Here is a 22,018-nt window from a genome sequence, read left to right on the forward strand (position 1 = left end):
GGGCTGAATGTGCCGGCTACGGTCCGCACATCCAGCCCGTCCGGCGTTTGAGGACCGGGGTCTGGGGCGGAGCCCCAGTTCGGGAAGGGGCGGGTCAGGGGAGGGAAACCCCCGCCACCACCTCCGCGGCGGCCACGCCGCAAACCCGCGCCGCACCATGCGTGGCCACATGCAACGCCCCCACCGGCGGCGCCACGTTCAGGCCCATCTCGACCACGACCGTGTCCGGCCGCGCGGCGACCAGTTCGGCGAGCGCCTTCGCCATCCACCCGTGCCGGTGCACGTCGCGCACCACGGCCACGATCCGCCGGGAGCCCGCGTCCGCCAGGACGCGCCCGGCGCCCGCGTCGTACCCGTACGTGCCCGTCGAAGTCCCCGGCAGCAGCCGGGAGAGTTCGGCGGCGACACCCCACGGTGTCTCGTCGCCGACCGCGATGTTCGCGACGGGGGTGAGGGCGGCGACATGGGCGGGCCCGGTCAGGGGCTCGTACCCCGCCGACGCCGACGGAGTCACCCGCAGCGCGCGGCGGGCCGCCACGAGCCCCACTTCGGGCGCGGGGGCGGCGGCCTCCGGCCTCCGGGCCACGTCCCGCGCGAGCGCGCGTACCCGCGCCGCCGCGTCGGCGAGCCGCTCCTCGGCCAACTCCCCGGCGCGCACGGCGCCGACGAGCGCGTCGCGCAGCCGCAGCACGGTCTCCTCGTCGGCGAGCCCGCCTCCGACACAGATCGCGTCGGCGCCTGCGGCCAGCGCCATGACGCTGCCGCGTTCGATGCCGTACGTCCCGGCGATGGCCCGCATCTCCATGCCGTCGGTGACGACGAGGCCGTCGAAGCCGAGGCCGCCCCGGGTGACGGGGGCGCGCAGCAGGCCGTGCAGGGCGGCCGGGCTGAGGGTGGCGGGGAGGGCGGGGTCGAGCGCGGGCAGCAGGATGTGCGCGCTCATCACGGCCTTGGTGCCCGCGGCGACGGCCGCCCGGAAGGGCACCAACTCCCGTACGTGGAGCGTCGCGAGGTCCGCGTCGATGCGCGGCAGGTCGTGGTGGGAGTCGACGGCGGTGTCCCCGTGGCCGGGGAAGTGCTTGGTGCAGGCGGCGACGCCCGCGGCCTGCATGCCCTCGACGTAGGCGGCCGTGTGCCGGGCGACGAGGGCCGGGCCGGCGCCGAAGGAGCGGACGCCGATGACCGGGTTGTCGGGGTCGGAGTTGACGTCCGCGGAGGGCGCCCAGTTGAAGTTGACGCCGCAGGCGGCGAGTCGGCGCCCGAGCTCCAGCGCGACGGCCCGGGTGAGCGCGGTGTCGTCGACGGTGCCGAGCGCGAGGTTGCCGGGGAAGGAGGAGCCGGTGCGGACCTCCAGGCGGGTGACGTCGCCGCCCTCCTCGTCGATGGCCACCAGTACGTCGTCGCGCTCGGCACGCAGTTGCGCGGTGAGGGCGGCGAGCTGCTCCGGCGAGGCGATGTTGCGGCCGAACAGGCCGACCGACGCCAGCCCTTCGCCGAGTCTGCGCAGCAGCCAGCCGGGGGCGGAGGTGCCGGTGAATCCCGGCTGGAGGACCGTGAGGGCGTCCCGGGTGAGCGTGTCCATGATGGTAAGTGCTAGCCCTTCACTGCGCCGGACGTAAGGCCACCGACCGCCTTGCGCTGGAGGATGACGAACAGGACGAGGATCGGGAGGGCGAAGAGCGAGGACGCGGCCATGGTGGCACCCCAGTCGTCGCCGAAGGTGGAGCGGAAGCTGGTGAGCCACAGCGGGAGGGTCTGCGCGCCCGGGTCCTTGTTGAGGATCAGGACCATCGGGAACTCGTTCCAGACGGTGATGAAGCCGAACAGCGAGGTGGCCATCACGCCCGGTGCGAGCAGCGGGAAGATCACCCTGATGAAGGCCTGGGTGCGGGTGCACCCGTCGACCATCGCGGACTCCTCCAGCTCCTTCGGCACGGCGGCGACGTAGCCGCGGAGCGTCAGCACGGTGAAGGGCAGCACCATGACCGTGTAGATGGCGATGAGCGGCGGGAGGCTGTTCAGCATCTCGGCGTCGCGCACGATCATGTAGTACGCGATGACCATGACCTCCCAGGGGGCCATCTGGGCCATCATCATCACGAGGATGAAGCTCTTGCGGCCCTTGAAGCGCATCCGCGCGACGGCGAACGACGCGAGCAGCGCGATCACCAGCGACAGTCCGACGGCGACCAGCGTCACGGTGAGGGAGTTGCCGACCAGGGTCCAGAAGCCGTCCGCGTCCACCGCCTTGCGGAAGTGCTCGAACGTGGGGCTCGTCGGGAACCACTGGGGGGTGTCGCTGACGATGTCCTTGTTGGCCTTGAAGGCCGTGGAGAACATCCAGTAGACGGGGAACGCGAAGACGACGAAGAGGACGACGGCGGCCGCCCCCGGCCAGGTGCGGCCAAGAAGGGAGCGCTTCACAGCTCGTCCTCCTCTTGCTTGAGGACCAGGCGCAGGTAGTACGCCGTGAGGGCCAGCAGGATCACGATGGTGAGGATGGAGATCGCGGCGCCGACGCCGAAGTGCTGGTTGCCCATGCCCTCGACGAACGCGTAGACCGGCAGGGTCTCGGTGAGCCGGTCGGGCCCGCCCTCGTTGATCGCGAAGATCTGGGTGAACGACTTGAAGACCCAGATGACTTCGAGGAACGTCGTGGCGAGGAAGAACGGCTTGAGGAAGGGGTAGGTCACCGAGGTGAACTGCTTCCAGCTGCCCGCACCGTCCAGCGAGGCGGCCTCGTAGAGCTCCTTGGGGATCGTGGTGGTGGCCGCGTAGAGGTTGATCGCCACGAAGGGGATCGACTGCCACACGATGAGCACGGTCACCACGAAGAAGGTGGAGAACTGGCCGCTGGTCCAGTTGTAGTCGGCCATGGAGTGCCAGCCGAGCTGGTCCAGCACGTAGTTGACGACACCGAACCGCTGGGCGAACAGCCACTGGAAGACGGTGGTCGCGGCCACGACGGGCATCGCCCAGGCGAGGACGAGACCGAGCGACAGCAGCAGTCGCAGCTTGGTGCCGAGGCGGGCGAGCAGCAGTCCGATCAGACAGCCCAGGAGCATGATCAGGACGACATTGGCGGCGGTGAAGACCACCGAGCGGGCGGTGACCTTCCAGAAGTCGGAACTGCCCAGCTGCTCGCTGTAGTTGTCGAAGCCGATCCATTCGGTGACGTGCCGGATCAGCTGCCGCTTGTTGATGTCCTGGAAGGACAGCAGCCCGTTCTTGAGCATCGTCCAGCCGAGCAGCAGCACAGTGACGACGCCGGCCGGGAGGATCAGCAGATACGGGACGGCCGTCGTGGCGCGGTTGCGGCGGGGTGGCGGCGGCGCACCGCCCTTGCCGCCCCGGGCGGCGGATCCGGCCGCCGCCTCTTCGATCTGCGCTGACATCGTCGTCCGCCTTCTCCCGTGTCGAACCGTGGTGCGTTGCGCGCGGCGCGCGGCGTACCGGTGTGTTCGGCGCGCCGCGCGCCATGCGTGGTGTGTGACGCGCGTGGTGCGTCGCGTACGTGGCGCGTCGTGCACGATGTGCGGCTTACGCGGCGGTAGGGGGCCAGGCGTGGGCCCGGCCCCCTACGGCGTGGAGTGCCTGCCGCCGCTCAGGGCACCGCTTACTGCTTCTTGCTCAGGCGCTTGTTCATGTCGCCCTCGACCTGCTTGGCGGCCTCTTCGGGGGACTTGCCGTTGAGGACGGCCGTCATGTACGCCTTGATCGGGTTCGGGGCGTTCTCCACCTCGGCCCACTCGGGGATCAGCGGGGTGGTGCCACCGCCCTTGGCGGCGGGGGCGGCGGCCTCGGCGGCCGCGTTGCCCTTGACGTTGGTCAGCAGGGATTCCTTGTTGGGGATGTTGCCGACCTCCTTGGCCAGCGCGCCCTCGTTCTTGTCGGACAGTGCGATCTTCAGGAACTCCTTGGCGAGGTCCTGCTTCTTGCTGCCCTCGGCGATGGCCAGGTTGGAGCCGCCGAGGAAGACGCCCTCGGGCTTGTCGGCGGTCTCACCGGGGATGGTGAAGTAGCCGAGGTCCTTCTCGATGGCCGGGTTCGCCTTGATGGCGGTGGCCGCCTCCCAGCCCATGCCGATGAAGGCGCCGGTCTTGCCCTTGGCGAAGATGTCGGCCTGCTGCGGGGTGGCCTCGTCCTTGTCCTTGGGCGCCTTGCTGAAGGCCTGGTACTGCTTGTAGATGTCCATGGCCTTGGCGACCTTGGGGTCGGCGAGGTTGGAGACGTACTTGCTGCCGTCCTTCTTCACCAGGTCGGCGCCGGTGCCGATGGTCAGGCCGTCGAAGAAGTACCAGTTCTGGCCGGGCAGGTAGAGCGGCTCGGCGTCGCCCTTCTTCTGGATGGCGTCCAGGTCCTTGAAGAATTCGTCGCGGGTCTTCGGGACGTCCTTGATGCCCGCGTCCGCCCAGATCTTCTTGTTGTAGATGACGACGCGGTTGGCGGCGTACCACGGGGCGGCGTACTGCTTGCCCTCGAAGACGGACGGCTTGTTGAGGGACTCGGTCCAGTCCCCGCCGATCTCCTTCTTCAGGTCGCCGAGGTCGGCGAGGCCACCGGTCTGGGCGTACGAGGGAGTCTGGGTGTTGCCGACCTCGAAGACGTCCGGCGGGCTGGACTCGGAGAGGGCCGTGGTCAGCTTCTGCTGGATGCCGTCCCACTTCTGGATCCGGATGTTGAGCTTGGCGCCGGTCTTCTGCTCGAACTCGGCCTGCACCGACTTCGTCCAGCCCGCCGGGTTCGAGCCGTCCATGAACCAGACCGTGAGGCTCTTGTCCTTGGAACCGCTGTCGCCCGATCCCTTGTCACTGTCGCTGGACCCACAGGCAGCAACACTCACCAACATGGCCGCGACACCCGTCGCCGCTATGAGCCCACGCTTCACAGCACTCTCCTCAAGGACCGAAAGTGGTCTTTAATGGTTTAGACCAGTGCCCGCAGCTTGGCCTAGACCTTTTGGGGTGTCAAGGGTGTATAAGAGTCGCTGTCGGCTCCGTTACCGGACCGACACCTCGAGGTCGACCTGGGCGTCTCCGGGCTCCTCGGGCTCTGCCCGTGCCACGATGTGACCGCGACAGACGGAGGAGCCGGTGACAGCAGCAGGATCGGAGTCGGGAAGGCCCACGATGGTGACCGACGGTGGTACAGCGGGTACGACGGAGAGCGGCAGCGCGTCGGGCGGCGCGCGGACCGCGCGCGTCCCCAAGTACTACCGCCTGAAACGCCACTTGCTGGAAATGACCGAAACCATGCCCCCGGGCACCCCGGTCCCGCCGGAGCGGACCCTGGCCGCGGAGTTCGACACTTCCCGTACGACCGTCCGCCAGGCCCTCCAGGAACTGGTCGTCGAGGGCCGGCTGGAGCGTATCCAGGGCAAGGGGACATTCGTCGCGAAACCGAAGGTCTCGCAGGCGCTGCAACTCACCTCCTACACGGAGGACATGCGCGCCCAGGGCCTCGAACCCACCTCGCAGCTCCTCGACATCGGCTACGTCACCGCCGACGACCGCCTCGCCTCACTCCTCGACATCACCACCGGCGGCCGCGTCCTGCGCATCGAACGCCTGCGGCTCGCGAGCGGTGAGCCGATGGCCATCGAAACCACCCATTTGTCCGCGAAGCGGTTCCCGGCGCTACGCCGGAGCCTGGTGAAGTACACCTCCCTCTACACCGCCCTGGCCGAGGTCTACGACGTCCGCCTGGCGGAGGCAGAGGAAACCATCGAGACGTCCCTGGCCACCCCGCGGGAGGCCGGCCTGCTCGGCACGGACGTGGGCCTGCCCATGCTGATGCTGTCGCGCCACTCCCTGGACGCCCAGGGCGAGCCGGTGGAGTGGGTGCGGTCGGTGTACCGGGGCGACCGCTACAAGTTCGTGGCACGGCTGCAGCGGCCGGCGGAGTAGCGGGCGGTTCGGCCTATCGGCCGCGGCATGTAATAATTCATGTCGCGCGCCGCTAGCTCAGTTGGTTAGAGCAGCTGACTCTTAATCAGCGGGTCCGGGGTTCGAGTCCCTGGCGGCGCACCTGACGAAGGCCCTCATCGAGCGATCGGTGGGGGCCTTTTTCATGCCCACCGGGGTGGGTCGGATGCAATCCTTGCCCTTGAGCCGACCCGCAACTACCGGGAGGGGAGCGCGTCCATGCTTCTCGTGGGTGACGACTTCAACCAGCTGTTCCAGAGCTTCGTGTCGTCGGCCTTCAAGATGGAGACGAGGGACCGGTACGACGTCGAGGGCGAGCGCGAAGAGTTCGCCTCCTTCATGGCCGGTGGCGACATGCCCGAAGAGTGGGAGGACAGCCCCTGGGTCCGCTCCATGGCGGACGCCGGCAAGAGCCTCCGAAGGGTTCACATCCTGCGCTCCCCACTGAGCGACTACCTCCGCTTCGAACTCGGCTGGGGGTACGTCGGCAACGCCAGGGCCGGGGAGGACATCCGGATCGTCGACCTCGCGTCGCACCAGAAGACCGAGGAGCTACCGGATCACGACTTCTGGCTCTTCGACGACGCGAGGGTCTACCGGATGCACTACACCGAGGACGATCAATTCCTCGGAGCTGAACCGCTGAGCGAGGAGGTACTGCCGCGGTACCGCGCCTATCGCGATGTGTCGTGGCGGGACGCGGTTCCCTATGTGGACTACTACAGCCGACAGGGGGATATGGGGTGAGCCCCGCAGGCCTTACGGACGGCCGCCAGCTATTGCTCATCACCCAATAGCCCGGTTTCAAGAAGGAATTGTCGAGCGCGCCGCCTCGACTCCTCGGCAGTTCGCCGTGCCCGCTCTCGTACTCCGCCACCAGCTCACGCGCGGCAGCGCGGCTCTGGGTATGAAGGACGGCGATCCGCGCCTTCTCGACAGCCACCTCGGGCGGCACTGAGGACGACGGCTTCGGTGCGGTCACGCATCCACAGTAGAGCGCGGCAGGAAGGCATCCCTACCGTTCCCGGCGCCCCTGCGTGCGCAACCGCAGCAACCCGGAGAACGATCGTCCACTTCATGACCGTTTCATGAGCATTGCGCAAACATGCGTACGACGGGAGGCCCGATGTCAGTGCCTCCCCATAGCCTGGGGCCATGTCACGTAACACGGTCCTCGACGAGCTGAACGAGGAGATCCGCACGTTCCTCGCCGTCCGGCGCGGGCGCGCTCTGACGGTCGCGGAGCGCAGGGTCTACGAGCGGCTGCGCTCGGAGTGGCTGGCGGCCGGGCGGCGGGCGCGATACGGCACGGCCGGCTGCTCCGGCCGCATACGCTCGTCGGTATGACACTCCCCGACCACGCCGTGGTGACGACGACCACCGACGCCGAGGAGGCGGCCCGCACCCTGGCCGCCGAGCTGATCGACGAACGCCTCGCCGCCTGTGCCCAGGTCTACCCGATCTCCTCCGTCTACCGATGGGAGGGCAAGGTCGAGCAGGCACAGGAGTGGCGCGTCGACTTCAAGACCCGCGGCGACCTGGTGAACCAACTCGCCGCGCGCATCGGCGAACTGCACGCGTACGAGACACCGGAGATCATCGCGGTCCCGGTCGTAGCCGGGAGTGCGGCGTATCTGTCCTGGGTCACGGACGAGACCCGGGGCTAGGGCGCATACGGGGAGATCGACGCGGTGGCACGGCCAAGGATCACCAGGGGGTTCCGGCAGACATCGTGGCCCGCTCTGCGGGAAGCCCGAACTCGCCACCCACGTCGTCGTGCAGAGCGAGAAGGCCCCGCCAGATCGGCGGGGCCCAACACCTCAAACGTTTGAGATGCCTCGGTGATCCACCCACGCCTGAGACGCATCCGCCATGGCCCTGAGCCACGCCTGATCGGGACGCTGGGCGGCGACAGCCCGGTACATACGCAGATCGGCCGCAGCGAACACGTCGATCGCTTCAGGGTCCGCGTTCGCCCACGCTGTACAGCGTGCCGCCCACCTTTCAGCAGACTCCGGGCTGTGGCCGGCTGACACCAGCTGCACGACGAAACAGGCCGGATCGATGAACGCTGCCCCACGTGTGGGCCATGACCAGTCGATAAGCCACGAGCCCGCATCCCCCACCCTTATATTGGACGGGTTGATGTCGGTGTGAAGCAGAGCATCACCACGGAAGAACGCCAACTCGTCTTCACTGCTCGCGTAGGCATCCCACCGGTCTTCCCGCCAGTCCCGTGCGACGTCAGGCAACCCCAGGCTCGAAGCCCGGTTGAGGAGGTCCACGGCAATGTGGAGATCTGACGAGCCCGGCTCGAAGTCCAGGCCGCGCGCGTCGATGACTTCGAACCCGAGGATGATCCACCCGGCGTCGTCTCCGTCAACGCTCCACAGCAGCCGAGGCGAGAGCGACTGTACGTAGGGGTTGATCGCTCGCTCCCGAAGGATGGAGTCCCGTCGTCCTCCTGGCCGGTTGAACATGGCCTTGACGAAGAACGACCCCTTCTCGCTGTCGATGATCGCAGCGAATTCCGTAGTGAACCCCTGCTTCGGAACGTGTACTTGAGCGACTTCGCCAGTGTACGGACGGACCAGTTCGCGGAAGTGCCCGTCGGGCAGTTCGGTCATCAGTTCCTTTCGGACACGCTATACCCTGGGATTGCAAGTAGTTGGCGTTCCCGGACGGCACGCATCGTTCGGTTCGCACCTCGGGTCGCACGGGTTCTTCGGGACGCAGTCAGGGTTGCAAGGCTGGTTCTGACCCTGGTCGCTGTCCTTGTCCTTGCCTTTACCCCACCCCCATACCTCTCGGAGGGAGTCAACGGCCCCCGACAGCGCGGGACCGCTCAGGATAGAGGCCAGCGAATCCTCGCGGACGTTACCGACACCCATCCAGGTGGAGAGGACGCAGGGCGAGACGTTACCGCTTGGGTCGATCGAGGCCCTGCCGTCGCCACACCCGCCACACAGATTGGATGCGTCCGGCTTCTGGCCGCAGGAGGCCCGTCCGAACTCCCTGATGTGGTCAGTTCCGATCCGAGTGACGCCGATCGACTTCAGGTCCGTCTTCGCCGCCTCAATGACCTGCTCGTTGTCTCCAACGATTCCGGCTCGGATCGGGACACCGAGCTCGATGGCCTTGATGACGTTGGCGCGAGTCCTGGCGTGACTCGGGCGGCCGGTGATCTTGTTGTGCTCCGTGGCCTTGTTCGAGTAGTACGACGTGGCGAGGGACATTCCCTCGCGCTGGAGCAGTGTCCACCATGTGTCCGTCACGTGAACGAGATTGCTGTAGACCTCCACCCTGATGCCGAGTGCCAGAGCGTGGTCCGCGATCTCGATCGTGTGCGGGTACATCATCGGCTCTCCACCGATGAGGGTGACGTTCTCAACGCCCACCTTGGCCGCCTGGTCCAAGACCTCGACCCAGTCGTCCCGGGACATCGCGCCGTGGCCACCTTGCGGCCCTGACCCGTTGTAGCAGTGCGTGCATTCGAGCTGACACTTCCGCGTCATGTCCAACCACAGGTAATGAGTGGTGGTCCGCTCGGCGGGCAATGCGGTCGCCATGCTGTTCCCTTTCACTCGTTGATGTGGATCGACGTGCACTTGCTGACCCGCCCGGCCATCGACAGCCACGAGGACAACCGGGCGGGGCGTCTGAGCCTGCCCCCGGGCATCGGGGGACGACCGAGCCGGGAGCCGCGAACCAGCGGCCGAACTGTTCTGTCCACGCCAGGTAGAGGGCGTGCGGACCTGCCTGCATCTCGCGTTCGATGATGAGGCGGTGCGGGCGGTCCGACAGATCGGGAACACGGAAGGGCCCGCTGTTCATGGCGGTGCTCCACTCTGCATGAAGGGCCAGGACCGCGATCACCGTAAGGGGTCGCACCCGCGCCGGGTCGAAGACACTGAGCCTGGCACCAGTTGATCCACCGGACAGCCCGTAGTCCCAGCCGACCCCGGGTCCTGAGCACGCAACACGGCGGCTACTACCGTCGACTGCTCTCCCGCACGCAGTCGAGGCAGACCCATCCTTTTCGGGCAACCAGCCGGGTGCGTTCCTTCGGGTGCCTGCCGCACCACTCGGAGGCGCCCGCCCTGTCGGGCAGATCCCGCTTGATCAGTAGCCCGATCATGAAGCGGTTGCTCGGCGGCTGTTCGTCCGAGGCAGGGGTGTCGGTCATTGTCGTCAGGCTGCGGCGACCAGGCCGCGTGCCCGCTCGTCGAAGTCGGCCACGAGGCGGTGGTGGCCGAAGGGCCTCATTCGGCGTTGCACCTCCTGCACGGCTTCGACGCACCGGGACGATTTCACCTGCCGCGCAAGCGACAACGTGCGCAGGCCCGCCGAGTAGGCCGATTCGAGGTCTCGGCGTTGCAGATGTGATGCGGCGAGTGCGGCCTGGGACATCGCGCCTCGGCGGGCGCGCTTTTGCCGGGTGGCGATGTCGATCGAGCGCCTCGCGTGATCCTCCGTGTTTTTCGCGTCGTCCAGGTCGCGGAAGGTGTTGGCGTGTTCGCCGTTCAGATAGGCGCCGTCGATGAACTTCGCCCATTCCTGTTCTTCGTCGGTGCGTACGCGCCCGAAGTTCTCCTCCGATTTCGCCACCGCTTGCGCGGCTTCCCGCTTTTCGCCGAGCCGGGCCAGTGCCCGTACTTCCAGGCACCACAGGTCGGCCATGCATGCCGGGGACGTTGCTTTGCCCAGTCCCTGCCTGCCGGCTTGCGCCAGCCGACGGCCTTCCGCGGGATTTCCGAGCAGGGTCGCCTGGTCTGCCATGCCCGCCAGGACATGGGCCCCGAGCGCCGCGTTGCGCGACTCCTCGGCGAGCCGTAGCGACTGGATCAAGTAGCGCTGGGCGGTGCCGTGCTCGCCGCTGTCGTAGGCCATCCAGCCGAGGAGATAGGTCTGTTCGGCCGCCGCCTCGCAGAGTGCGTACCGCACCTTGTCCGTATGCGTCCGGCGGAGCAGTGGGAAGACGTGCTCGTTCATATAGGCCGTGAGGGCAAGGCGTCCGGAGCCGCCGCCCTGGAAGATGTCCATCTGCTGGAACGCGCCGAACATGTTCTTCACCGCTGCGACATCTTCGAAGCGCACGCGCGGCCCCGCTTCAGGGGTCTGGTCGAGAGTGTTCAGCAACCAGTCACGGGAAGGACCAACTCCTGCGAAGGCGGCGAACGGTGCTGCTGCAAGGAACTTCCGTCGGTCCACGTCGGCTCTCCCCAAATCGGCAACCGTCTCCACGGTAGCCGCGTATGCCGAGTTGTACATGAGGTAGCCGTCGGCGGCGGCGCCCTCGCCGAGCCCGAGATCGTACGTTGTGACGCGGTATCCGAAGTGGTCCGAGAAGACATCAGCGAGGATGTCGGGGATCGGATGCCGCGGCGACTCGCCCGCGAGCCAGCGCCGGATGCCGGTGCAGTCGGGGGCGACGTGGGGTTGCCCCCACTCGCGGGCCTTGCTCCTGACACGCCTGGCCAGTTCCCCGCGGCTCATGCCGGACCGGTGCAGCCATTCCGCGAGCTCGTCGTTCGTTTTCCGCATCCCTCACGACCTTCTGCTACGGGCTGTAGCGAAAGCGACACCATCCGACACCCTTGATGACGGTACCTCCGAACGGTCGGCGCGTGTTGCCTGGACGTACGAAATGACCAGCCGACGCGGGGAGTGCGTGACGATGGTGGACAGTGCGGTGCACGGCGAGAGCCTGATCAACCTCCGGCGCATTGAAGCCGTACGGGCGTTCCCCCGGAAGCCCGCCTCCGTACAGGCCGCCCGCGCCTTCATCCGCAGGGTGTTGGGCACGGTCGAGACCGGGTCGCTCGACGAGATCCTCCTGTGTGCCTCGGAGCTGGCGACCAACTCCGTGCGGCACAGCGCGCCCGAGGCCGGACGGTTCCTGCTCAGGGTGGATGCCGACGCCAACCGTGTACGCGTCGAGGTCCACGATCGTGAGCTGCGGAATCCCCGGCTGCGCAACCCGAAGCCCTATGAGGGCACCGGCCGTGGGCTGCTGATCGTCGCCGGTCTCGCCAGCCGCTGGGGAGTTGCGAAGCAGCCCTTCGGTAAGTACGTATGGTTCGAACTCGACCGACAACTCCCCATCGTGAGCGGATGAATCATCCCGTTGGAGGATCTCCTTGCGTCATGAAGAAGGCCGCACCTTTCGCGAAGCGTGGATCGCCGGAGTCAAGAAGTACTACCCGGGTGAGCCCAAGCCCGGCTATATCGCCCCGTGGGACGAGACCCCGGAGTGGGAGCGGCAGGCTGCCGCCGCCGTGTACGAGCAGGTCGCCGGCTTCGTCGAGGTCAGTGGTGGCAGTACGGCCAAGCTCACCCGGGAGCAGAAGGGGCGGTTCGTCGCGTTGTGCTGGATCGCGCAGATCCATAAGCACATCGAGGAGCCGAAGCCCGGTTACGTCGCCGATTGGGAGAGCCTGCCCGAATGGCAGCGCGAGACCGACTCCGACATCTTCGAGGCCATCGAGCGCGACCACCGTCATAGCGGGACCACAGCCCCGGCAACGGGCCTATAGCCCATCGAAGGGACTCCGGTGGCCAAAACGCACAACTCGCCGTAAAAATCCTGAAGTTCCCGCTCGGCGCGCTACCGTTGCGCTGAAACGTGAGCGACCCCCGACGCCGGCGGCAACCGGCGACCGGGGGTCTACACCCACTAGGGAATCGGACTCCCCAAGAATGCTCAGGCATGTTATCGCCCCTACGGGCTTCTTCTCGCAGATCTCGAACGAGATCCTTCGTCATCCGCGGCTGTCCTCCGACGCCGTCCGCCTGTTGACCTGGCAGTTGTCCCTGCCGGACGGGGTGGACGAGCCGCTGTCGAAGACCGCACAGCAGGCCGGGATCAAGAAGACCGCGCTCACCCGGGCGAAGCGGGAGCTCGCCGCCGAGGGGTACTTCCACGAGTGGCGGCAGCAAGGGTCCGACGGGCTGTGGACCACCCGGCAGTTGATCTCCAGCGTGCGGCTGACGGCCGACCAGGCCGTGGCCGTACGGGACGGTGGCGACCTGCCGGCAGAACCCGAGCCCGAGGCCGGAGAACCGGCGGTCAGCCCACCGGCCGTCGGTCCGCCGACAGGTCGGAGCGTCGGTCGTTCCCATGAAAACACTGAGGGGGAAACAACCTCCCACCCTCCCCACCCGCTCGCCGAGCGTGGCGCGCAGGCGCTCGCCGCCGTGTGTCACACCGAACGGCGCCTGCGTCGGATCTCCGGGCGGGACGTCACGCGGCTCGCGCCGCTCGTCGGGGAGTGGCTGCTGCGGGGCGCGACCCTGCGGGATCTCCGGGAGGCGCTCACCGACGGGCTTCCCGAGCGCATCCATCACCCCGCCGGGATCCTCCGCGACCGCCTCACCCGCAAGATGCCCGACCCCGTACCGGAACGGCTGCCGCAACCGCTCCCCCAGCCGCTGCGCGCCTGTTCAGGCGGGTGCGGCCGGATGTTCCGGCCCGTCGCCGACGAGGGTCGCTGCCGTGGCTGCCGTACGGGGGCGGCCGCGGCGGCCCATGACACGTCCGGGGCGATCGCGGCCACCAGGCGCGGCGTGAACGCCGTCCGCGAGGCCATGTACGGCGCCGTCAGCCCACAGCGATCCTGAAGTGGCTCCCGTTGAAGGGACCCAGCGCCGCCCGCGCCCGGAGCCGCGGAACCGAGTCGTCCGCCGTGAACTCCTTACGGCCCAGCCCCAGTCGCGCCCTGCGCTGGCCCCGGTAGCGGAAGTACACGGCCATCTCGTGGGGGCCGGTCCCTACGGGGATTTCCGTCGTGCCCCAGCGTGCCTCCGACTCGACACCGTCGATCTCCACCAGCGGCCTGGTGAAGAGGAGATGGAAGGGGCGCGCCACCAGCGAGGGGCGTATGTCGACGAGCAACTTCATCATCATCGGATCCTTGAACTTACCTGCGCGCGGCGCAAGTTATTTTACGGCCGTTGCCATACCGATATGCGGACAGGGGGTGACGCCCGCCACTCCCCTGACCTAGATTTCCTGCGCATCACGTAGTGATCATCTAGGGGGGAGTCGCCGTCATGACAGAACCACCGATGGAGCCGCCGGAGAGCGGCCGCAGGGCCGCTGTCGTCACCGTGCCGCTGGTCGTGGCGGGGATATGCCTGGCCATACCCTTCGTCGCGATGTTGTGGGTCGGCTCCTACAACCGGCTCACGCCCGCGTTCATCGGGATTCCGTTCTTCTACTGGTACCAGATGGCGTGGGTCTTCGTGTCCACCGCCCTCACCACGATCGCGTATGTGATCGTGCGCCGGCAGGAGCGCATCCGCAGGGCGGGTGAGCAGCGGTGAAGAACGGCGTGAACGGCGTGGCACTCGCCGTGTTCATCTTCTTCTTCCTCGTCGTCACGGTCATGGGGTTCGTGGCCTCGAAGTGGCGGCGCGCGGAGAACGCGGACAATCTTGATGAATGGGGACTGGGCGGGCGCTCGTTCGGTACCTGGATCACCTGGTTCCTGCTGGGCGGCGACCTCTATACCGCGTACACCTTCGTCGCCGTGCCGGCGGCCATCTACGCGGGCGGTGCGGCGGGCTTCTTCGCGGTGCCGTACACGATTCTCTGTTATCCGCTGGTGTTCACCTTTCTGCCGCGTCTGTGGTCGGTCGCGCACAAGCACGGCTATGTGACGTCCTCGGACTTCGTCCGCGGCCGGTTCGGGTCGAAGGGGCTGTCGCTGGCGCTCGCGCTGACCGGGCTGCTCGCGACGATGCCGTACATCGCGCTCCAGCTCGTCGGCATCCAGGCCGTGCTGGACGTACTGGGGGTCGGTGGCGGATCCAACTGGTTCATGAAGGACCTGCCGCTGCTCATCGCGTTCGGCGTGCTCGCGGCATACACCTATTCCGCGGGGCTGCGGGCGCCCGCGATGATCGCGTTCGTCAAGGACGCACTCGTCTACATCGTGATCATCGTGGCCGTCATCTACATCCCCATCAAACTCGGCGGCTTCGACCACATCTTCGCCAAGTCGGCCGAGGCCTTTGCGGTCAAGAACCCCGAGACGGGAAAGCCGCGCGGTTCTCTGGTGGCCGGCGCGGACGCGCAATGGGCGTACGCGACGCTGGCCATGGGCTCGGCGATGGCGCTGTTCCTCTATCCGCATTCGGTGACCGCGGTGCTCTCCAGCAAGAGCCGCAACGTGATCCGCCGGAACACCACGATCCTGCCGCTGTACTCGCTGATGCTGGGCCTGCTGGCCATGCTCGGCTTCATGGCGATCGCCGCCGGGGTCAAGGTGAAGAACGGCCAGCTGGCCATTCCGCAGCTCTTCGCGGACATGTTCCCCGACTGGTTCACGGGCGTGGCCTTCGCGGCGATCGGAATCGGCGCGCTGGTGCCCGCGGCCATCATGTCCATTGCTGCCGCGAATCTCTTCACGCGCAACATCTACAAGGACTTCATCAGGCCGGACGCCTCGCCCGAGCGCGAGGCGAAGGTCTCCAAGCTGGCCTCGCTGCTGGTGAAGGTCGGCGCGCTGGTCTTCGTCCTCACCATGGACAAGACGGTCGCGATCAATTTCCAGCTGCTCGGCGGCATCTGGATCCTGCAGACCGTTCCGGCGCTCGTCGGCGGGCTCTTCACCCGCTGGTTCCACCGGTGGGCGCTGCTGGCCGGCTGGGCGGTGGGCATGGCGTACGGGACATGGCGGTCGTATGACACGCCGAGTGCCACGCAGGATCATTTCGGGAATACCAACCTGATCCCCTTTATCGGGGAGAAGGGGTATATCGGGCTTACCGCCTTTGTTCTCAATGTGGTCGTGGCTGTGGTGCTGACGTTCGCCTTCAAGGCGTTCCGGGTGCCGGACGGTGTCGACGAGACGTCGGCCTCGGACTACACGGCGGATGCCGGCGATGCCGGCGTTCGGGGCGATCTGCCTACGGCGGGGCATTAGCCCCGGGGCCGGGCCCCGGGCCGGGCCCGGACCCGGTGCCGCTTCCGTCCGGCGGCCCGGCGGCCCGCCGTCGCGCGCTGCGCCGAAGCGCCGTTCGGCCGCGGCGCGGGTCGGCGACTGCGGGTCGTCTGCGGTTGCTCGCGCCCACGCGGCGGAGCCGCATATCGATACAGCCCCGCGCCCCTTACGGGGCGCCCCGGCACCGTCGACAGCCCGGCGGCCGCGGCCCGTCAGCGGTTGCTCGCGCCCACGCGGCGGAGCCGCATATCGACGCAGCCCCGCGCCCCTTGCGGGGCGCCCCGGCGCTGTCGGCACCCGTCCTCCCGACGGGGCGCCCCGGCACCGTCGCCCCCGAAGCCACCCTCCGGGGCCCCCGCAGCCCCTCCCGCGGGCCGTCGGGCACCGAGGGTCTCCCAGGGCCGCCACGCCCCCGACAGGGGCGCGGCGGCCCTTCGCCGCGCCCTCGCCATCCCCCGTACCCCCAGGCCCCGTTAGCACATTTCGACTCGCTCGATTACCGCGCGACACAACATGTGGTGGTGCATGCGACGGCCAGCACTAGATGTATGCTCGTCCTCGCTGTCGTCGCAGGGGAATCCGGTGGAAATCCGGAACTGTCCCGCAACGGTGCATGTATGCCGTAATGACGCATGCAGGAGTCCGAGTACCTGCCGACAGCACGCCCACCGCTGAGCCGTCCCGGCCCCGCACGGGCGTTTTGTATTCGTCCGGGCCTCGCGGGTTGGGTCGATGGACGCTACGAGCATGCCCTGGTGCTGTCAGGCATGCCCGTACGCGCCCGTCGCGCGCCACCCGCCCGGCCCTCTGCCGAGCGAGGGAGAGCCTCAGTGACCATCGCGCCCGCCGATCCGGTCTCAACGTCCGCGGAAGCGACCGGCGGCCCCGGGACCGCGCTGCTGCGCACCCTGACCGACCTCACCGCCGATCTGCCCGCCACCGACCCCGGGAAGGTCGCCGCCGCCGCGCTGCGCGGCCGCAGCGCGGGTTCGGACGAGGCCGAACTGCGGTCCCTGGCCACCGAGGCCGCCGCCGGTCTCATCGCCGAGGAGCCCGAGTACTCCAAGCTCGCGGCCCGGCTGCTCACCCTCGCCATCGCCGAGGAGGCCGCCGGACAGGGCGCCACCTCCTTCGCCGCCTCCGTCGCGACGGGCCACCGCGAGGGCCTGATCGCCGACGACACCGCGGCCTTCGTGCGGACCCACGCCGAGCGGCTGGACGCGCTCGTCGACACGGCCCTCCTCGACGGCGCCGACGACCGCTTCGGCTACTTCGGCCTGCGCACCCTGCACAGCCGCTACCTGCTGCGCCACCCGATCACCCGGCAGGTCATCGAGACCCCGCAGCACTTCCTGCTGCGCGTGGCCTGCGGCCTCGCCGAGGACCACTCGGAGCGCGCCCTGGCGGAGGTCGCCGAGCTCTACGGGCTGACGAGCACCCTCTCGTACCTGCCCTCCTCCCCCACACTGTTCAACTCCGGCACCCGCCACCCGCAGATGTCGTCCTGCTACCTGCTGGACTCGCCGCTGGACGAGCTGGACTCGATCTACGACCGCTACCACCAGGTGGCGCGCCTGTCGAAGCACGCGGGCGGCATCGGCCTCTCCTACTCCCGCATCCGCTCGCGCGGCTCGCTGATCCGCGGCACCAACGGGCACTCCAACGGCATCGTGCCGTTCCTGCGCACGCTCGACGCCTCCGTCGCGGCCGTCAACCAGGGCGGCCGGCGCAAGGGCGCGGCCTGTGTCTACCTGGAGACCTGGCACGCGGACATCGAGGAGTTCCTGGAGCTCCGCGACAACACCGGTGAGGAGGCCCGCCGCACGCACAACCTCAACACCGCGCACTGGATCCCGGACGAGTTCATGCGCCGCGTCGAGGCGGACGCCGACTGGTCGCTGTTCTCCCCGGCCGACACGCCCGACCTGGTCGACCTGTACGGCGACGAGTTCGACGCCGCGTACCGCCGCTACGAGGCCGAGGGCAAGGCCGTCAAGCAGATCCCGGCGCGCGTGCTGTACTCCCGGATGATGCGCACCCTCGCGCAGACCGGCAACGGCTGGATGACCTTCAAGGACGCGTCCAACCGCACCGCGAACCAGACCGCCGAGCCCGGCAAGGTCGTCCACTCCTCGAACCTCTGCACCGAGATCCTCGAGGTCACCGACGACGGCGAGACGGCCGTCTGCAACCTCGGCTCGGTCAACCTGGCCCAGCACCTGGGCGCCGACGGCGAGATGGACTGGGAGAAGCTCGACCGTACGGTCCGTACGGCCGTGACCTTCCTCGACCGTGTCGTGGACATCAACTTCTACCCGACCGAGCAGGCCGGGAACTCCAACAGCCGCTGGCGTCCGGTCGGCCTGGGCCTGATGGGTCTCCAGGACGTCTTCTTCCGGCTCCGCCTGCCCTTCGACTCCCCCGAGGCGAAGGAGCTGTCCACCCGGATCTCCGAGCGGATCATGCTCGCGGCGTACGAGGCGTCCGCCGACCTCGCCGAGCGGCACGGCCCGCACCCGGCCTGGTCCGCGACCCGCACCGCGCGCGGCGTGCTGCACCCCGACCACTACCCCAACGCCGAGCAGGCGTGGGCGGACCGCTGGGCCGCGCTGCGCGCCCGCATCGCCGAGGTCGGCATGCGCAACTCGCTGCTGCTGGCCATCGCGCCGACGGCCACCATCGCGTCCATCGCGGGCGTCTACGAGTGCATCGAGCCGCAGGTGTCCAACCTGTTCAAGCGCGAGACCCTCAGCGGTGAGTTCCTCCAGGTCAACACCTACCTGGTGGAGGACCTCAAGCAGCTCGGCGTGTGGGACCGCACCACGCGGGACGCGATGACCGACGCCAACGGCTCGATCCAGGACATGCAGTGGATCCCCAAGGAGGTCCGCGACCTCTACCGCACCGCCTGGGAGATCCCGCAGCGCGCCCTGATCGACATGGCCGCGGCCCGTACGCCGTACCTGGACCAGAGCCAGTCGCTGAACCTCTTCATGGCCTCGCCCACCATCGGCAAGCTCAGCTCGATGTACGCGTACGCCTGGAAGCAGGGCATCAAGACGACGTACTACCTGCGTTCGCGCCCGGCCACCCGCATCGCGCGCTCCGCCGGTGCCGCCGCCACCGTCCCCGTGCAGCAGGCCGTGCCCGACGCCGACGCCGTCGCCTGCTCCCTTGAGAACCCCGAGTCCTGCGAGGCCTGCCAGTAATGCCCGCCCGCCGCCCGACCACCACCCCTGAAGGACAGCACTCCGTGCCGGAAGCTTCAATTCAGAAGAACCTGCTGGACCCGGGTTTCGAGCTCACGCTGCGCCCGATGCGGTACCCGGACTTCTACGACCGCTACCGCGACGCGATCAAGAACACGTGGACCGTCGAGGAGGTCGACCTCCACTCCGATGTCGCCGACCTGGCGAAGCTGTCCCCGGGCGAGCAGCACATGATCGGCCGCCTGGTCGCGTTCTTCGCGACCGGTGACTCGATCGTGGCCAACAACCTCGTGCTGACCCTGTACAAGCACATCAACTCCCCCGAGGCGCGGCTGTACCTGTCGCGGCAGCTCTTCGAGGAGGCCGTGCACGTCCAGTTCTATCTGACGCTGCTGGACACCTACCTGCCCGACCCGGACGACCGCGCCGCCGCCTTCGACGCGGTGGAGAACATCCCGTCCATCCGCGAGAAGGCCCAGTTCTGCTTCAAGTGGATCAACGAGGTCGAGAAGCTGGAGCGGCTGGAGACGAAGGCCGACCGCCGTCGCTTCCTGCTCAACCTGATCTGCTTCGCGGCGTGCATCGAGGGCCTGTTCTTCTACGGCGCCTTCGCGTATGTCTACTGGTTCCGGTCCCGCGGCCTGCTGCACGGCCTGGCGACCGGCACCAACTGGGTGTTCCGTGACGAGACCATGCACATGAACTTCGCGTTCGAGGTCGTGGACACCGTCCGCCAGGAGGAGCCCGAGCTCTTCGACGACGAGCTCCAGCAGCAGGTCACCGACATGCTGAAGGAGGCCGTCGAGGCGGAGCTGCAGTTCGGCCGCGACCTGTGCGGCGAGGGCCTGCCGGGCATGAACACCGAGTCCATGCGCGAGTACCTCCAGTGCGTCGCCGACCAGCGCCTCCAGCGCCTCGGCTTCGCCCCGGTCTACGGCTCGGAGAACCCGTTCTCCTTCATGGAGCTCCAGAACGTCCAGGAGCTGACCAACTTCTTCGAGCGCCGCGCCTCCGCGTACCAGGTGGCGGTCGAGGGCACCGTCGGCTTCGACGAGGAGTTCTAGCAGCAGCGCGAAGGGCCCGTACGGAGCGATCCGTACGGGCCCTTCGGCGTTCCCTCAAGCCGCGTGCCGCGGTCAGTCGTTGGCGACGACCGGGTAGCGCGGAGTGCCCTCCGCCATCTGCCGGAGGGCGTCCTTGCGGTCGCGCTTCGAGAGGCGGTCGATGTAGAGGTAGCCGTAGAGGTGGTCCGTCTCGTGCTGGAGGCAGCGGGCGAAGTAGCCGGTGCCCTCGATCACGACGGGGTTGCCCTTGGCGTCCTGGCCGCGGACGACCGCGTAGTCCGGGCGGGCCAGCTCGGCGTAGGCCGTCGGGACGGACAGGCAGCCCTCGTTGGAGTCGTCGAGGACGCGGCGGTCGGCCGGGAGCTCGTCCAGGACGGGGTTGCAGACGGCGCCCACGTGGCGCACGCCCTCGTCGTCCATGCAGTCGTAGACGAAGACCTTGAGGTCGACACCGATCTGGTTGGCGGCCAGGCCGACGCCCTCGGCGGTGCGCTGGCTCGCGAACATGTCGTCGATGAGCTGCGCGAGCCCGTCGTCGAACTCGGTGACGTCCTTGCACTCCTTGTGCAACACGGGGTTGCCGACGACGGTGATCGGACGGGACGTGCCACGCTCGCGGTGCGCGAGCTCGCGCTCCTCGCAGTCCTCGGTGTCCACGATGAATTCGGTGGTCACCGACTGATCGGTCTCTTGCTGCGCCATGCCGCGGTTACGCCTCTCTCAAATGCCCGAAAAGGATGCCTGTACAGGGTACGGGGGCCACGGACGGACCTCAGCAGACTTCTTCCAGATCCCGCCACTCGCGGGTCTCCGGGCTGTCCGCGACCCAGCCGTCGAGCAGGCCACGGACCAGCCCGGCGGGGGCCGCGATGCCGCATTCGCGCTCGGGGACCCAGAGGGAGCCGGAGCCTGCCGTGCGGTGGCCCAGGGGCCCGGGGTGGCCGGGCTCGCTGTGGTCGTGCGGGTCGAGGTGCTCGCCGTCGCCCTCGTCGCTGGGCATCCGGCTCTCGGAGCACGTGCGGCACAGCAGCCGCACGGACGAGGACCAGTCCTCGGCGGCGAACCCGGCGTCGGCGGCGAGCCGCTCCAGGGCGTCCCGGTCGGCCTCGGTGGCGGCCTCCAGGAGGACCACCCAGGTCGGCACGGGCGACGGGGCCCACAGCTCGATCTCGTCGAAGACCGGGTAGGAGGGCCCGGCGGCGGTGACCCGCTCGCCGTGCGGGACACCGTCGTGCAGCACGACCTCGCCCCAGCGCCGCCCGGACGACGGCAGCGGGATGGAGAGGACCTCCATCCGGGCCGGGTCGAGACGGCGGCCCCAGACGACCTCGGCCTCGCCCTCCGGGGAGAGCCGCACGGCCGCGCTGCCCAGTTCCATGCCGACCGGCTCACCGGCCGGGGCGGCCTCGCCGGGCACCCGCAGGCCGTACGCCTGCCAGGCACGGCGGGCCAGCGGCCAGTCCTGGAGGGCGGTGGCGGCGATGCCCACGTTCCACCAGTCGGGGGCGCCCGCCTCGCGGTCCAGCAGGGCGACGGCCCGCAGCCCCGCGGCGCGGGCCTGCTCCCAGTCGTGCCGGAACTTGTGCAGCAGGGCGAGGTTGAACCACGACTCGGACAGCCACGGCTCCATGTCGGCGGCACGGGTCAGCAGCGCGCCCGCGTCCTCGTACCGGCCGTCGCCGATCAAAGTGAAAGCACGGTCGGTGGCCTGCCGCCACGAGGCGGAAGGCCGATGCCGTACCTTGCCGAAGATCCTCACGATTCCCGCCTGCCGGTTTCTGCGTGCGACCACGCCGGATGACCCAGGTGACGGCCGCCGTCCTCCCTGACGACAACCTGCCACATCTCTCTTGCTCCGGGAAGCCGCGGCCGCC

At 68.5% G+C, this 22,018-nt stretch carries 22 protein-coding genes, 1 tRNA gene and 1 riboswitch; of the genes, 12 read left to right on the forward strand and 11 right to left on the reverse strand.

Going from position 1 to position 22,018, the window contains the following annotated elements; all coding sequences use genetic code 11:
* Window positions 1-94 precede the first annotated feature (94 nt).
* The 4 genes from ACWD4A_RS10575 to ACWD4A_RS10590 form a co-directional block, all read right to left on the reverse strand.
* Window positions 95-1,582: a glycoside hydrolase family 3 protein gene (locus ACWD4A_RS10575; RefSeq protein ID WP_451192034.1), complete on the reverse strand. Its 1,488-nt coding sequence runs from the start codon at window positions 1,580-1,582 to the stop codon at window positions 95-97.
* A gap of 11 nt (window positions 1,583-1,593) precedes the next feature.
* Window positions 1,594-2,424, reverse strand: a complete 831-nt coding sequence (locus ACWD4A_RS10580) for a carbohydrate ABC transporter permease (RefSeq protein ID WP_451192037.1) — start codon at window positions 2,422-2,424, stop codon at window positions 1,594-1,596.
* Complete coding sequence (locus tag ACWD4A_RS10585) at window positions 2,421-3,395, reverse strand: carbohydrate ABC transporter permease (RefSeq protein WP_451192038.1); 975 nt, start codon at window positions 3,393-3,395, stop codon at window positions 2,421-2,423. Before ACWD4A_RS10585 ends, ACWD4A_RS10580 begins: the two co-directional genes overlap by 4 nt.
* A 221-nt stretch (window positions 3,396-3,616) precedes the next feature.
* Complete coding sequence (locus ACWD4A_RS10590) at window positions 3,617-4,888, reverse strand: extracellular solute-binding protein (RefSeq protein ID WP_451192040.1); 1,272 nt, start codon at window positions 4,886-4,888, stop codon at window positions 3,617-3,619.
* Between the two features lie 241 nt (window positions 4,889-5,129).
* On the opposite strand from ACWD4A_RS10590, the gene ACWD4A_RS10595 reads away from it, so the two are divergent.
* From ACWD4A_RS10595 to cutA, 5 genes are all read left to right on the forward strand, one after another.
* Entirely contained in the window at window positions 5,130-5,906 is a 777-nt protein-coding gene (locus ACWD4A_RS10595; RefSeq protein WP_451192196.1) for a GntR family transcriptional regulator, read from the forward strand.
* 46 nt (window positions 5,907-5,952) lie between these two features.
* Window positions 5,953-6,026, forward strand: a tRNA-Lys gene (locus ACWD4A_RS10600).
* A 117-nt stretch (window positions 6,027-6,143) separates the two neighbouring features.
* On the forward strand, window positions 6,144-6,671 hold the full coding sequence (locus tag ACWD4A_RS10605) for a DUF6879 family protein (protein WP_451192042.1): 528 nt from the start codon (window positions 6,144-6,146) through the stop codon (window positions 6,669-6,671).
* A 408-nt stretch (window positions 6,672-7,079) separates the two neighbouring features.
* Window positions 7,080-7,271, forward strand: a complete 192-nt coding sequence (locus tag ACWD4A_RS10610; RefSeq protein WP_451192044.1) for a hypothetical protein — start codon at window positions 7,080-7,082, stop codon at window positions 7,269-7,271.
* Entirely contained in the window at window positions 7,268-7,591 is a 324-nt protein-coding gene (gene cutA / locus ACWD4A_RS10615) for a divalent-cation tolerance protein CutA (RefSeq protein WP_451192046.1), read from the forward strand. Before ACWD4A_RS10610 ends, cutA begins: the two co-directional genes overlap by 4 nt.
* Before the next feature lie 153 nt (window positions 7,592-7,744).
* On the opposite strand, the gene ACWD4A_RS10620 is transcribed toward cutA, so the two are convergent.
* The 4 genes from ACWD4A_RS10620 to ACWD4A_RS10635 form a co-directional block, all read right to left on the reverse strand.
* On the reverse strand, window positions 7,745-8,551 hold the full coding sequence (locus ACWD4A_RS10620) for a protein kinase (protein ID WP_451192048.1): 807 nt from the start codon (window positions 8,549-8,551) through the stop codon (window positions 7,745-7,747).
* A gap of 18 nt (window positions 8,552-8,569) precedes the next feature.
* Entirely contained in the window at window positions 8,570-9,493 is a 924-nt protein-coding gene (locus ACWD4A_RS10625) for a radical SAM/SPASM domain-containing protein (protein ID WP_451192050.1), read from the reverse strand.
* Window positions 9,494-9,915: 422 nt separating this feature from the next.
* Complete coding sequence (locus tag ACWD4A_RS10630; RefSeq protein WP_451192053.1) at window positions 9,916-10,110, reverse strand: hypothetical protein; 195 nt, start codon at window positions 10,108-10,110, stop codon at window positions 9,916-9,918.
* A 5-nt stretch (window positions 10,111-10,115) separates the two neighbouring features.
* On the reverse strand, window positions 10,116-11,468 hold the full coding sequence (locus ACWD4A_RS10635; RefSeq protein WP_451192055.1) for a transcriptional regulator: 1,353 nt from the start codon (window positions 11,466-11,468) through the stop codon (window positions 10,116-10,118).
* A 103-nt stretch (window positions 11,469-11,571) separates the two neighbouring features.
* On the opposite strand from ACWD4A_RS10635, the gene ACWD4A_RS10640 reads away from it, so the two are divergent.
* The 3 genes from ACWD4A_RS10640 to ACWD4A_RS10650 all read left to right on the forward strand — a co-directional run bounded on the left by ACWD4A_RS10640 (window position 11,572) and on the right by ACWD4A_RS10650 (window position 13,544).
* On the forward strand, window positions 11,572-12,042 hold the full coding sequence (locus ACWD4A_RS10640) for an ATP-binding protein (RefSeq protein WP_451192057.1): 471 nt from the start codon (window positions 11,572-11,574) through the stop codon (window positions 12,040-12,042).
* Between the two features lie 22 nt (window positions 12,043-12,064).
* Entirely contained in the window at window positions 12,065-12,460 is a 396-nt protein-coding gene (locus tag ACWD4A_RS10645) for a hypothetical protein (protein ID WP_451192059.1), read from the forward strand.
* 163 nt (window positions 12,461-12,623) lie between these two features.
* Window positions 12,624-13,544 carry a hypothetical protein gene (locus ACWD4A_RS10650; RefSeq protein ID WP_451192061.1) on the forward strand — a complete coding sequence of 307 codons (921 nt, stop codon included), beginning with the start codon at window positions 12,624-12,626 and terminating at the stop codon, window positions 13,542-13,544.
* Here ACWD4A_RS10650 and ACWD4A_RS10655 read toward each other — a convergent pair.
* The gene (locus ACWD4A_RS10655; protein WP_451192063.1) at window positions 13,525-13,830 is read right to left on the reverse strand and encodes a hypothetical protein; all 306 of its coding nucleotides are present in this window, start codon (window positions 13,828-13,830) and stop codon (window positions 13,525-13,527) included. The genes ACWD4A_RS10650 and ACWD4A_RS10655 overlap by 20 nt on opposite strands.
* 146 nt (window positions 13,831-13,976) lie before the next feature.
* Here ACWD4A_RS10655 and ACWD4A_RS10660 point away from each other — a divergent pair, with 146 nt between their 5' ends.
* From ACWD4A_RS10660 to ACWD4A_RS10675, 4 genes are all read left to right on the forward strand, one after another.
* Window positions 13,977-14,249, forward strand: coding sequence for a DUF3311 domain-containing protein (locus ACWD4A_RS10660; RefSeq protein ID WP_451192066.1), 273 nt, complete (start codon window positions 13,977-13,979; stop codon window positions 14,247-14,249).
* Window positions 14,246-15,853, forward strand: coding sequence for a monocarboxylate uptake permease MctP (mctP, locus tag ACWD4A_RS10665; protein ID WP_451192067.1), 1,608 nt, complete (start codon window positions 14,246-14,248; stop codon window positions 15,851-15,853). The genes ACWD4A_RS10660 and mctP overlap by 4 nt, the downstream gene beginning before the upstream one ends.
* A gap of 579 nt (window positions 15,854-16,432) precedes the next feature.
* Window positions 16,433-16,531: riboswitch (adenosylcobalamin-variant (AdoCbl-variant) riboswitch) on the forward strand.
* Between the two features lie 170 nt (window positions 16,532-16,701).
* Window positions 16,702-19,080: a ribonucleoside-diphosphate reductase subunit alpha gene (locus ACWD4A_RS10670; RefSeq protein ID WP_451192069.1), complete on the forward strand. Its 2,379-nt coding sequence runs from the start codon at window positions 16,702-16,704 to the stop codon at window positions 19,078-19,080.
* Between the two features lie 107 nt (window positions 19,081-19,187).
* Window positions 19,188-20,144 carry a ribonucleotide-diphosphate reductase subunit beta gene (locus tag ACWD4A_RS10675; RefSeq protein ID WP_451192198.1) on the forward strand — a complete coding sequence of 319 codons (957 nt, stop codon included), beginning with the start codon at window positions 19,188-19,190 and terminating at the stop codon, window positions 20,142-20,144.
* 72 nt (window positions 20,145-20,216) lie between these two features.
* On the opposite strand, the gene def is transcribed toward ACWD4A_RS10675, so the two are convergent.
* Together def and ACWD4A_RS10685 are read right to left on the reverse strand one after the other, a co-directional pair.
* The gene (def, locus tag ACWD4A_RS10680) at window positions 20,217-20,846 is read right to left on the reverse strand and encodes a peptide deformylase (RefSeq protein WP_451192071.1); all 630 of its coding nucleotides are present in this window, start codon (window positions 20,844-20,846) and stop codon (window positions 20,217-20,219) included.
* A 70-nt stretch (window positions 20,847-20,916) separates the two neighbouring features.
* A complete protein-coding gene (locus tag ACWD4A_RS10685; RefSeq protein ID WP_451192073.1) occupies window positions 20,917-21,903 on the reverse strand; it encodes a tetratricopeptide repeat protein in 987 nt (328 codons plus the stop codon).
* Window positions 21,904-22,018: the final 115 nt, after the last annotated feature.

This window comes from Streptomyces sp. NPDC002537 (assembly GCF_053594975.1).